8 protein-coding genes and 1 riboswitch are annotated in these 12,612 nt (G+C 60.8%); of the genes, 4 read left to right on the plus strand and 4 right to left on the minus strand.

Translation table 11 applies throughout. From position 1 onward, the window contains the following. Nucleotides 1-69 precede the first annotated feature (69 nt). On the minus strand, nucleotides 70-1,170 hold the full coding sequence (csaB, locus tag GFS31_RS00615) for a polysaccharide pyruvyl transferase CsaB (RefSeq protein WP_198806401.1): 1,101 nt from the start codon (nucleotides 1,168-1,170) through the stop codon (nucleotides 70-72). Nucleotides 1,171-1,342: 172 nt separating this feature from the next. On the opposite strand from csaB, the gene GFS31_RS00620 reads away from it, so the two are divergent. Then, nucleotides 1,343-1,660, plus strand: coding sequence for a DUF2499 domain-containing protein (locus GFS31_RS00620; RefSeq protein WP_198806402.1), 318 nt, complete (start codon nucleotides 1,343-1,345; stop codon nucleotides 1,658-1,660). An 84-nt stretch (nucleotides 1,661-1,744) separates the two neighbouring features. On the opposite strand, the gene GFS31_RS00625 is transcribed toward GFS31_RS00620, so the two are convergent. Further along, nucleotides 1,745-4,108, minus strand: a complete 2,364-nt coding sequence (locus GFS31_RS00625) for an ATP-dependent helicase (protein ID WP_263974873.1) — start codon at nucleotides 4,106-4,108, stop codon at nucleotides 1,745-1,747. A gap of 188 nt (nucleotides 4,109-4,296) precedes the next feature. On the opposite strand from GFS31_RS00625, the gene GFS31_RS00630 reads away from it, so the two are divergent. From GFS31_RS00630 to GFS31_RS00640, 3 genes are all read left to right on the plus strand, one after another. Then, nucleotides 4,297-6,468 (plus strand): S-layer homology domain-containing protein, encoded by a 2,172-nt coding sequence (locus tag GFS31_RS00630; protein ID WP_198806403.1) that lies wholly within the window; start codon nucleotides 4,297-4,299, stop codon nucleotides 6,466-6,468. A gap of 134 nt (nucleotides 6,469-6,602) precedes the next feature. After that, nucleotides 6,603-6,747, plus strand: a riboswitch (cyclic di-AMP (ydaO/yuaA leader). Nucleotides 6,748-6,855: 108 nt separating this feature from the next. Continuing rightward, nucleotides 6,856-8,190, plus strand: coding sequence for an SLC13 family permease (locus GFS31_RS00635; RefSeq protein WP_198806404.1), 1,335 nt, complete (start codon nucleotides 6,856-6,858; stop codon nucleotides 8,188-8,190). Between the two features lie 184 nt (nucleotides 8,191-8,374). Continuing rightward, nucleotides 8,375-10,252 (plus strand): ArsA family ATPase, encoded by a 1,878-nt coding sequence (locus GFS31_RS00640; RefSeq protein WP_225907518.1) that lies wholly within the window; start codon nucleotides 8,375-8,377, stop codon nucleotides 10,250-10,252. 83 nt (nucleotides 10,253-10,335) lie between these two features. On the opposite strand, the gene GFS31_RS00645 is transcribed toward GFS31_RS00640, so the two are convergent. Then, on the minus strand, nucleotides 10,336-10,761 hold the full coding sequence (locus GFS31_RS00645) for a hypothetical protein (RefSeq protein ID WP_198806405.1): 426 nt from the start codon (nucleotides 10,759-10,761) through the stop codon (nucleotides 10,336-10,338). Between the two features lie 833 nt (nucleotides 10,762-11,594). Continuing rightward, nucleotides 11,595-12,536 carry a hypothetical protein gene (locus GFS31_RS00650; RefSeq protein WP_198806406.1) on the minus strand — a complete coding sequence of 314 codons (942 nt, stop codon included), beginning with the start codon at nucleotides 12,534-12,536 and terminating at the stop codon, nucleotides 11,595-11,597. Between the last annotated feature and the right edge of the window lie 76 nt (nucleotides 12,537-12,612).

The raw sequence follows: 12,612 nt of genomic DNA on the forward strand, positions 1-12,612 counted from the left end.
AAGACCTTGTCCCCCAAGGATTTATGCCCTGGGATAGAGATGCCCTCGCCCGTTGGGTAGACCCATGCCCTACCCCTGGGCGTGGGAACTGAGGCTACAGGCCAACCCCATCACATCGTGGAGCAGGTCTTGGTGCATCAGGGCGCGGTCTACGCGGGATTGGATTTGATCCGCCGAGAGAGGGTCGCCGTTGGCATAGACATCGAGCCAAGCCTGGGCGAGGGCATCGGCATCGTTGGGCCAGCGGTGGGCGGGGTCGGTGGGAGGCTGTTGGAGGTTGAGATCGACGCCGGGTAGGGCCAAATCGGCCATCAGTTGGCTCACCTTGGGGTCGTAGCTGAGGGCAAAGCACCGACAGCCTTCCGCCGCCGCCATAATCAGCGCATGGAGCCGCATCCCAATCACCATCTCGACGCCGCGAAACAGCCCCTTGAGTTGGTGGGGGTCGGTGAGGGTATAAACCTGGCTTGGCCCCGGTAGGCGTGGCTGGATGTATTCGGCAATGGCCAAGTCTTTGACGGGCTGGAAGGGTACCAGCAATAGGGAAGTTTGCGTTTGGGTCTGAAATGCCGCTAGGGCCTGGGTGATTTGATCCAGGCGGCTTTCCGTTAGCCAAGCATGGGGCCGCAGGGCCACGGCCACCCGTGGGGCGTGGGTCTCCCATAGCCCTGCCACCGGGGAAGATTCCAGCGCCCACACCGGGTCGGGGGCTTGCATTCCCGGCACCTGCCAGCGGGCCAGCCACGCCATGGAACCGTTATCCCGCACGCTGACGGCCTCGCAGCGCCGCAGCACATAGCCCCCCAACCCTCGGCTGAGGGGATGCTGAAGCGGGCCGATGCCCTGGCCCCAGGCAATGGTTTTGAGCCCTAGCCACTGGGCCAAGGCCATCAGCCCCGTGTAGTAGATGGGGTTTTGCAGGCTGGTGGCGTCTTGCAACAAGCTGCCGCCGCCCCAAATGAAAAAGTCTGACCGCCGCAGGGCCTTAATCACCGCCCCCAACTGCTTGCGCGGCACAGCCTCTACCCCATAGCGAGCCGCCGTTTCCGCCGGATTGCCCGATAGCACCACGGGCTCGATCTGGGAGGGCAACATTTGCAGCAGCGTCGCCAACAGCGCCTCATCGCCGCCGTTGCCCATGCCGTAATAGCCACACAAAACCGCTCGCATGTTGACCTCTGGGGCAGTCCAACCGTTCCCGAAAGAACGTCCTCAGGATCATACGATCCTACGCGCCCCTTGGCGGCAGGGCGTGGGTGTATGGCTTTGGGAATATGGGGCTTTGGTGCATTGCTTCGCGGATGCACCCTACAATTGACGCTGTTGTGTTGTGGATGGCTCCATGAACGCCCTGTCTCTGCCCACTTGGATGATTCACATTTCCAGCGTGTTGGAATGGATGGCGGCGATGTGGTTCATTTGGCAGTTCGCGACGGTGACGCAGCGGCCCGTGTGGCGGTGGCTGGCGATTGGGATGTTTCCGGCCCTGGTGAGTGCGATGGCGGCCTGTACCTGGCACTTTTTTGATAACGATCCCGGCTTTGCGTGGCTCGTGACCCTGCAAGCGGCGATGACCGTGGTGGGCAATGTCACCCTCTGCCTCGCGGCCTGGTGGATTTGGCGGCAGTCTCGCACCGCTGCGCCCGATGCCTCGGAATAGGGACGCTTCGGGGAATCGTCTACCGTTGCGGGGGTGCCAACGTTCCCCCCAAAGTCATGACTTCGGGGTTTCCGAGTTCCACCATTACGAGTCATGGGCACTGAGTAGCTGACTCGTCAGCCATTGTTGGAGCGGAGGCACCACGGGGCAGGGGCGGGCGGGTTGTAGGTTGTCGGGTTTACTCCAGGTGAAGGGGGCTTGCTGGGCGGCGGAGAGCCACAGCAGGCGTTTGGCGCGGGTCATGGCGACGTAGAGCAGGCGGTATTCTTCGGCGGTTTTGAGGGCTTTGGCCTGTTCCCAGGCGGTGAGGGTGTCGGGGATGGGGGCGTTGGCGTTTGGAACCTGATCGACGTGGGATTGGTGGGCGTGGGCGCGGATTTGGGCGCGGGCGACTTCAGACAGGGAAAAATCGCCGAGGAACTTGGTTTGGGGCGGCACCCACAGTTCTCCGGGGATGGTTTTCTCATGCAGAAAAGGCAGAAACACCACGTCCCAATCTAGCCCCTTGGCCTTGTGCATGGTGATGATGGTGATCTGGCCAGGGCGGGTGTAGATCGAGTCGGTGTCCTCGGTTTCCACCGCTGTGAAGCGTTCGGAGCCGACGATCTCTTGCAGCACTTCGATGGCGGCGGTGAGGGTGTTGTTTTGGCGAATTTGCTGACTGACACGGGCGGCGAGTTTGTCGGCGGTGGCCAATTCGCTTTGGTTGTAGCCCAGGGTGAGCCCCAAAAAGGGAAACAGGCTGTAGGGCGACAGTTCCAACCGGGCGCGGAGAAGCCCAGTACAGTAGCGGCGGGCGATGCGGGCGGCGTCGGTGTTGGGGGGCGCATCCAGGGGGCCGGGGTAGAGGAACTGTTCCGGCGTTTGGGCCAGTAGGTTGAGATCTTGGGTGGGCACCCGCTGGCGATCCACCAGCACCCGCAGGGCTTCTTTGAGGGCATCGGGGGAATGGGGCCGATCAATAAACCGCATCAGGGCCAGCATGTCCTCCGGCACCTGGGTTTGCCGATCCTGGTCGCCCACGTCGTAAATGGGCAGGCCCAGGGCGGCCAAATCTACCCCCACATCCTCCGCATCCCGCAGCCGTTGGGCGATGTACTGCCCCTGGCGTCCCTCCCGCACCAAAATGGCAAAGCTGAGGTCAGGATTTTCGACAAACGCCGCCTGCACCCGCTGGGCAACCAGCCGCACGGAATCCTGAATGGTCGGCGGAGTGTGCACTTCTAGGCCGATGCCAATGGGATCTGGGTTGGCGTTGGGCTGGGGGTCATCCAGGGGCACGGGGTGAATGGCCTGATTCCGAAAGGGCACAATGTCGCCGACCACCTGGGTACGGTTAGCCCAGTTCAGCAAACGGTTGGCGGCGTCCATAATGATGGCGGTGCTGCGTCCGGCCTGATCCATGGTGACGAGGCGATCCTGGCGGCGGCAGGTTTCGCAAAACTGGTTAAAGAAAACGGGGTCGGCGGGGGTGAAGGTGGAGTTAATCGCCTGGTTGGGGTCGCCCACGCGCACGAGGTTGGGTTCCGCAGTGGGATCGTCGGGATGCCCCGCCAGCAGGGTCAGCAGCCGCGTTTGCAGGGGCGAAGAATCTTGGGCCTCATCCTCAAATACCGCAAACACGCGAGACTGCCAAAAGCGCAGGGTGGCTGGGTCGGACAAGGTACGCAGGGCGGCGAGGATCATGTCGTCATAGTCGATGAAGCTGCGCTCCTGCATCAGGGCTTGGTAGCGCCCATAGAGTCCGGCGGCGATGGCGAGGATGTCGTAATCCACCTGGCCCTCGGCATAGCGATGGTCGAGGGATTGGGCCAACGCCATGACCTGATCGGGCAGCAGGCCGGAACTCTTGGCTTCGCGAATCACCGTATCCGCCAAGCTGGGCAGCACCTCCGTCCGCAAAACGGACTGCCGCCGCAGAAGCTCGGTTTCCTCCCCGTCCACCTGCGCCCCCTCCAGCAGCCGTTGGTACAGGGCCGGATTCGCCCCAATCCACTGCTCCACGGCATTGCGAATCAGCCGATTATTTTGGGCCGGAGACACCAAAGTCAAGCTATCTAAACTGAGGTTCGACAACTCTGGGTTGCGGGTGGCAATGGTGAGGGCCAGCCCGTGCAGGGTAGACACCGTAAAGCTGGTCTGGGGCAGCTTCAGCCGCTTCAAATGGCCGCGCACCTTGGCCTTGAGGTTCGCCGCTGCGGAACGGGTGAACGTTACCAACACCAACTGACGGTTCAAGTGGAGCTGATGCCGCGCAATGGTCAAGGCCGCCGCCGCCGCCATCCCCGTGGATTTACCGGAACCGGGCACTGCCGACACCGCCAAACGGCCTCCGGCCCAATCCGCCAATTCCCGCTGCCCCTGGCGCAGGGTGGCGTAGATGTCCTGGAGGATCGCCTCGCGGTCGGGGGCGTTGGGCCGAGGCTCCATCGGTACCTGCGTCGTCATCGGCTTAGCCCTCGTCGTTAAGCGTCCTTGGCACCATGGGCGCAATCATCGACGCAATTCTCGGCGCAATCCCCGCCCCCAGACGGTTCACAACCGCGTTCTGACCTTAAGATGAGTGGCGAGTCTGAATGGCTAGATCATAGCGGCATTTGACATCGCGGTTTTGGCGTTGCCGGGGGATTACGGTCATGGTGCAAACAACGGTAAAGACCCTAGAAGTGAATCCCCAGACAGGCATTGATCAGCCTTCTGGGCGACCCCACTTGCCCTACAAAACCCTGACGGCGGCGCTGGTGGCGGCCCAGGGCAATGCGGTGATCCGGCTGGCTCCGGGCACCTACAGCACCGAATCAGGGGAGCGTTTCCCGCTGCCGATTGGCGACCGAGTGGTGGTGATGGGCCAGGAAACCACCCAGGGCGACGGCATTGTGATTGCCGGGGGCGGTGCCGTCCCCGGAGATGGAACGATTTCAGCGGCGCTGGTGGTGGAGGATCAGGCCCAGGTGCGTGGGGTGACGATTCAAAATCCCCAGGGGGTGGGGGTGTTGGTGCGAAGCGGTGTGCCCTTGGTGCGGGCCTGTCGGCTGAGCCAGTGTGGCCAGGCCGGGGTGCAGGTGATGGGCATGGCCAGTCCGCTGATTTTGCAGGTGCGCGGCGACCAGATCGCCGGAGTGGGGTTGAGGTGGATGGAGCAGGCCAAGGGAGAAATCCGCGACTGCATTCTGCAACACTGCAATGTGGGCATTCATATTCTGGGAGCTGCTGCGCCCCTGCTGACCGATAACCAATGTGCCAACAACCAGACGGGGATGCGGATAGCGGGCATTGCCAGCCCGGTGTTGCGTCGAAATCGCCTGGTGCAAAACCAGTGGTGGGGGCTGTTGGTGCAAGAACGGAGTCGTCCCGACCTGGGTTTGCCCGCCGATGCCGGAGACAACATCCTGCGCTACAACCGCCAGGGCGATCTGCGGAATGACACCTCCCAACCTTTCATGGCTGTGGGAAATGACCTGGTGCCCCAAGCCCTAGCAGGCCCCATCAGCCTAGCCCCTAGCCAGATGCCCGACGCCACCGCCGTCCCGCCCATGCTGTTAGATCAAGCGGAAACGGATCCCCTGGGGCCTACCCTATCTATCCCTGAGCCCCCTGCGCCGCCTCCGGTGGTCAGTCGGTTTGTGGATCTTCAGGGCCACTGGGCCGCCGCTTACATTGAAGCCCTGGCCGACCGCAACCTGGCCAAGGGCTTTGCCGATGGCACCTATCGCCCCAATGACATCATCACCCGCGCCCAGTTTGCCGCCCTAGTGGCTAGCTGCTACAGCACCCGGCCCCTCGTTCGCAGCGCCGTTTCGTTTACCGATGTGCCCAGCGGGTTTTGGGCCTACCGCGCCATTGACATTGCCCAACGCCAGGGTTTTGTGACGGGCTTCCCCGACGGTACCTATCGCCCTGGCCAGCCGATGACCCGCGTGCAGGCCATGGTGGCGGTGGCCAACGGGTTGGGCCTGCCCGAAGCCCCGGCCAGCACCCTAGGCCGCTACGCCGACCGTGCCCAAATTCCCAGCTATGCCATGACGCCCCTCAGCGCCGCCACCCAGGCTGGACTGATTCTCAACTACCCCGCCGCCGACCACCTGCGCCCCCAGGAACCCATGACCCGCGCCGAAGTTTCGGTGCTGATCTACCAAGGCTTGGTGGCCCTAGGGCAAGCCCCCCGCCTCACCGGGGCCGACCCTGTGCCCTCCACCGAGGAGACCATGGTGCAGGGAGCTTTCGCCGACATCCAGGGCCACTGGGCGCAGGACTTCATCCAGGGCTTGCTGAATCTCGATCTGGTGCGGGGCCAAAGCGATGGTCAGTTTTACCCCGACCAGGCCATGACCCGCGCCCAGTTTGCCGCCCTGGTCTCTGCCGCGTTTCAGCCTGCCCCCCGCCTCACGGCCCCGCCCTTTGTCGATGTCCCCGCCGACCACTGGGCCGCCAGCGCCATTCAAACCGCCTGCCGGGGGGGCTTTTTGGCGGGCTTCCCCGACGGCACCTTTGCCCCCAACCACGCCGTGCTCCGTCTTCAGGTTTGGCTGGCCCTGGTCAACGGCCTCGCCCTGCTCGAACAGCACCCCGTCAAACTCTATGCCCTCAATCGCTACCAGGATCGAGACCTGATTCCGGGCTACGCCCTCGAAGCCGTCGCCATCGCCACCCAACTGGGCCTCGTGGTCAATCGGCCCGACCTCGCCCAACTGAACCCCCACCGCGCCGCCACCCGCGCCGACATCGCCGCCGCCGTTTACCAAACCCTGGCCTATCAGCGCCGCCTTCCCCCGCTCACCAACCCCTACATGGTGCGGATGGATACCTAGCCTTAAATAACGCGATTTTTCCCTCAAAATGAACGATAACAGTCCATTACCTCAGTTTTTTGGGCCTGGACAATGGGCTTCTCAGCAACCTGCTTGATATTGCTGTCCCAGAAAAGCCATGCTAGGATAAGCAACAATTTTAATGGCTCAATCTAGCCCATGGGCTAGAGCGGAGGAACCACTCCTTGGGGCGAATCTTAGGGCAAGTCCATTTGCCAGAGAAGGGGATCTCTCACCCCTAGCCCGTCAGCTAACTCCGTCGGCCCTGAGGGAACATTCTGGAAGCTTTTTTATACGCTATCCGTAGTTCTCTGTCTGTGATGATCCCCTGAGATCTTGCATCTCTCAGAGGATACCTTTGACGACCCTCACACCAGGAGACAATCGATGGAAACCTTGTCTGGAGTCACCGCTTCGGTGATTTTCTTTGGCGTGCTCGCACTGATTGCCACAGAGCGAATGCATCTCACCATTGCAGCCTTTTTAGGAGCAATGCTGTTGGTTTTTCTTCATGTTCTCACCCTAGATGAAGCGATTCACTACATTAGCCGCAGCTATGCCACCCTGGCGCTATTTTTTGGGGTGATGGTGATGGTACGCGCCTTTGAACCCACCAAAATCTTTGACTATCTAGCCACTCAAATTGTGGTTATTTCTAAGGGAGAAGGCAAGCGGTTACTGTTAGGAATTGTGGCTATTACGGCTCCCATTTGTGCGGTTTTGCCCAACGCTACTACCGTGATGCTATTGGCCCCACTGCTGCCTACCATAGCCCAGGAAATCAACGTCAATGTGGTGCCGTTATTAATTCTCATGGTGTTTGTGGCCAACAGTGCCGGGTTGATGACCCTCGTAGGCGATCCAGCCACCTTTATTGTGGGCGATGCCATTAACATGAGCTTTGCCGACTATTTGATGAAGCTGGGCGTAGCCGGGGTGATTGCTGTCGGTGTAATCGTTGCGCTGCTGCCCATCCTGTTTGCGGATATTTGGCACAAGCGCCTAGACAACCTCAGCCAACTGCCTCACCCCGTGGTGAATCACCCCCGGATGTTAGCCCTAGGAAGCCTGATTGTGGCTCTGGTGCTGGTCATGTTCGTGATTGGTGATCAGTTGCCTGTGCCGATTTCACCCCCTGCCATTGCCCTACTGGGAGCGGCGTTATGCCTGCTGCTCACCCACCACAGCGGCATTGATACGGTGCAAAACATTCTGCGCGACATCGACTGGAGCACCCTCGTCTTCTTTATGAGTGTGTTTGTGTTGATTGGGGGTCTTCAGGAGACCGGAATGATCAGCGCCGCCTCCGGGCTCCTGAGTTTTGTGATTGGCAAAAACATTGCCCTCGGTTCTTTGGTGCTGTTGTTTGTCACCGGGATTCTCTCCAGCCTAATTCCCAACATTCCCCTAGTGGTGGCCATGGTGCCCCTGCTGAAGGAATACCTCGTGACCGTAAACCTCGCGGGATCAGACCTTCTCGCGACGGATTTTGCGGGTCAGGTGCCCCCAGAAATTTTGCCGCTGTTTGTGGCGATGATGTTTGGGGCTACCCTCGGCGGCAATGGCACCCTAGTGGGCGCATCCTCCAACATTGTGGCTGCTGGCATTGCCGAGCAGCATGGCAAAACCATTACCTTCCACGGCTTTTTACGCTACGGTCTACCCGTCATGGCGGCCCAGTTGGTGGTGATGAGCCTCTTTGTCACCGTCCGATTTCTATGATGGAGGGGTAAGGCAGAGGATACGGTGCCCAGGGGGACATCCCAGGGGTACATCCCAGGGGTAAACAGCAGGGACAAACACCGGGGATAAACCTCAGGGACAAAATTAAGTTTCTTGCTGGGTCTCTCCGCCCCTGTAGGACTGGGGCATTCTGGAGATAGCCCTTTGTAACAGACCAGCGGCGATGCTTTTATCTACCTCCCATCGGTTATTTATGGTCAGCGGCAAGGGGGGTGTGGGTAAAACCACCCTCTCCTGCGGTTTGGCGCGGCAGATGGGGCAGCAACGCCCCCAGGAGGCCATTTTGCTGCTGTCCACCGACCCGGCTCACTCCCTGGGAGACGTGTTGCAGGTGCCCGTAGACAACACCCCCACCGCCCTCGCTGATGTGCCCAACGTGCGAGTGCGGGCGCTGGATGCAGAATTGTTGCTCTCGGAGTTTCGGGCACAGTACGGCGGCATTTTAGAGCTGCTGGTGGAGCGGGGCAGCTTTGTGGCCGGAGAAGACCTCGGCCCCTTTTGGGAAATGGGCTGGCCCGGACTGGATGAGCTGATGGCGCTGCTGGAGATTCAGCGAATTTTACGCGACCACGAGGCCGACCGGGTGGTGGTAGACATGGCTCCCAGCGGCCACACCCTCACCCTCTTTGCCCTGATGGACTTTTTGGATACGCTGCTGGCGTCCCTGGATCAATTCCAGGAAAAGCATCGCTACCTGACCCAAACCCTCTCCGGCCAATACCAGCCCGACGAGGCCGACGGCTTCATTGAGGACATGCGCCAAGACCTGAAGGCGGGCCGGGAACTGCTTCAAGATCCCGAACGCACCGCCTGCTGGGTGGTGGGCATTCCTGAACCGATGAGCTTTCTGGAAAGCCAGCGGTTTATCGAATCCCTAGGGCAGTTACAGATTCCCCTCGGTGGGCTAGCCATCAATCGGGTCATCCTCCAGAATGGCCAAGTCAACCCAGTACAGGCTCAGGTGTTGGATCAGTTTCGGCCCTTGGCGGCGGGGCATCCGGTGCTGTGGGTGCCGCTGCAAACAGGGGAACCCGTAGGCGGCACGGCCCTAGATGCAATTTTTGCCCATATCAGCGCCATCGACACCCTGCCCACAACCGCCCAGGCTAGCGGCGGCGTTCCTTGGCCATCCCCTATCCCCCCCAGTTTTGAAGACTTTTTGGCGGCGGGGCGACGGCTAATTGTCGTCGGCGGCAAGGGCGGCGTTGGCAAAACCACCGTGGCAGCGGCCATCGGCTGGGCCATGGCAGAGCGCCATCCCGAACACCACCTTCGCCTTATTTCCATCGACCCGGCCCACTCCCTCGGTGATGCCTTTGGCCAACCCCTCGGCCACGACCCCACCGCTCTGGCCCCCAACCTAGAAGGCCAGGAGGTCAGCGCTGCCGTGATGCTGGATCAGTTCCGGGAAGACTACCTGTGGGAACTGGCAGACATCCTCGGCGGCGACGACAGCAATATGGCCGGAATGCAGCTCGTCTATGGCCCAGAGGCTTGGCGGCAAATTGTTTCCCAGGCGCTCCCCGGCATTGACGAAATGCTGTCGCTGATTACGGTGATGGATTTGCTAGAACGCAACGAACAGCAGTTGATTGTGCTCGATACCGCTCCCACCGGGCACCTGCTGCGCTTTTTAGAAATGCCCACCGCCATGGGCGACTGGCTAGGCTGGATCTTCAAGCTGTGGATTAAATACAAAGACGTGGTGGGCCGTGTGGAATTTATGGGCCGTCTGCGGACCCTGCGCCAGCGGGTGGTGGCCGCCCAAGCCAAGCTGAAAGACCCCATCCACACCGAATTTATCGGCGTTGTGCAAAACCAGTCCGCTATCCTCGCCGAAGCCCAGCGCCTGAACCAAACCCTAATCGAAAAAGGGATTGCCCAGCGCTACATTGTCCACAATCGCTACGAAAACGGCCAAGACCTCCCGGCCCATAGCTTTCCCCAACAAACCATCGTGCGTTTGCCCGCCCTGCCGCCGTTGAATCGCCCCTTCGAGCAAGTCAAAGCCGCCGCCCACCTCCTCCTACCAGAGGTCTAGCGAGTTTGCCCACAGCAGTCAGAGTGGGAGTCCACCCACGGGGATTCCCCTGCCTTGAGGCCAGGGCGGGTGCCAAGGCATCCCTATCGACTGCCACGGCCAGGATTGCCGCTGGGGCCACGGCCAGGATTACCGTTGGGGCCACGGCCAGGATGGGCCGAACGCAGTGCCCCTTGCAACGCCTCTTCGCTCACGCCGAGTTGGGCAGCGGCAGCAGCAAGATCAGGGCGATTGGGAACCCCCATAATCTGCCGGAACTCGGCTTCGCTCACGCCATACTGTTGGGCTAGGGCAGTGAAGTCTGGGGGGCCACCATGGGGGCCTTGGCCCTGGCGTGCTTGGCGGTGGGCCTGCATCTGGTTACGAAGGGAGGTGCGTAGCTCGTCTTCGGTGGTGCCCAGTTGGGTGGCGGCGGTGGCGAGGTCGGGGCGCTGGGGGCGTTCAGCCATCCCTAACGCCGAGCGGAGGGCCTCCTCACTCACCCCTAGCTGGGCAGCGGCATTAGTCACGGCAGCACCCTGTCTCCCGCGACCTTGGCAATGGCTCTGGCCCTGGCCGCGACCTTGGCCGCGACCCTGGTTTTGAGCCTGACCTTGCCTTTGGCTCAGCAGACCATCATTAGGACGAACATCCGTGGATTGGCTAGCCATGCTAGTAGCGGGTTGGCTCGCAGCGGCAGGGGCCGATCTAGCCTGAAGGGTGCCCAAGGTGGCCAGACCTACCAAGCTTACAGAGCCTAACCCAAAGGAGATCTTCAAGAAACTATGGCGTAGGGACATAGGAATAATTTTCAACCTCGCATAGGAAGGAATTGACACCAGGTGACGGAGTCCGGTTGGGGCGTTGAGGGCAGACCCATCCTCTGGATGTAGCATAGATCAGTATTTAACTAGGTCTATGCTTTCTATTAAGTCAGAACGATATGACAAAATTGTGACAAAACGATAGCAACGTTGTCTCACCCAGATCAAGACCCCTCGGACCAATGCTTCACCCTTCGACGCTTCTGGGTTTGCTGGAAGAAGTGACGCGCCGTTGCCAGCCGGGGGCATGATTGGGGAAACAACGCTGACAGAGATAGTTCTGACGGAGAAACGTCTGGCCGAAAATCTGTTTAAAACAAAAGAGATGCCGACGACTGGCCGTGTTTCGTCTCGGCATCTCCTCTGGTTCGCTCCTCACACGCTAATCATTATAGTTAACCTTTGGGGGGATGTCATCCCTAGTAAAGCCATTTTTAACCAGAATTTCTTATGGCCTTAGACCAAATTATGAGCCTGAGTTAATGAGTCTGAGCCCATCAGTCCTAAGGCCTATCCTGAGGCCCATCGGGCGGACGATGCTATAGACGGGTCGGGGCTGGAGCCTGGAGCCAGCCCTGGAGCAGGTGGGCCAATCCGTGGGCCACCCCTTGCAGCACCATGGCTGTCGCCGAATCCCGGCATGAGACCTCTGGATCTCGCCACCAGCGATCCACCGCCACGCAGAGCCGATACCCCTTGGCAAAGCCCTGGCTGATGGGTGGGGGCGAAGGGGGGAAAGCCGCCGGGAAGGGGGCAGAGGTTTCAGAATTTTGCGCTTCATTCCCGATGGCTAAATCATCCACCAGGGCGATTAACTCTCGCACAACCTGTTGCCCTACGGGAGTGCGGATAAGCGCCGTCCACCCGTTGCGCTCTAGCCCATGCGCCCCATCGGCATCGGTAGCCTGGAACGATGGGAGGCTGGCGGTTGTACGCTGGGCCAACTGGTGGCAGCGCATGTGGGTATATTGCAGCAGCGCCAGGGGCGAAAGGTGCAGCGCTTCGGCTAGGGGGGCTTGCTTGTGGGGGAAGGGCACTGTCACCGCCATGACCGGATCGGGCGGGGGCGGGCAGGTGTGGGCAAAGACCCAGAGCCATGTACCTAGGGCCGTGGCGGTGGGGCGCAGCAGCAGTTGCCCCTGGGCTAGGGTATGGGCGGTGGTATGAGCGCTGAGATAGGCTCCTAGTCCTGATCGGGTCGATGAAAAGGGCTGATCCGCACCGGATCCATCCGAAACGAAGTTCCCTAGGCGCAGAACCTCGTCAGGGCTGGGGAGATCATTCCATTGGGATGCCAGATCAAGACTGAGGTCAGAACTGAGGTCAGATCGGCTGGGTTGCGCGACAGCCGGATTCGTCAGGCGACCGGGAGAGTAGAGGTAGGCGATATCTGAGGGATCGCGGCTGAGGCGCAGGGCAATGATCGGCGCATCTTCTGGGGATGGCGTCGTTCTTCGGTCTTGTGCTCGGATGGCCACCATCCTCGCCAAGGCTGGGGTGAACAGTCCTCGCAGGGATAGATCGGCTGGAAGGCCGGAGGAAACTGGGGTTAGCGGC

Origin of the sequence: Leptolyngbya sp. BL0902 (assembly GCF_016403105.1) — a bacterium.
Lineage (GTDB): Bacteria > Cyanobacteriota > Cyanobacteriia > Phormidesmidales > Phormidesmidaceae > Nodosilinea.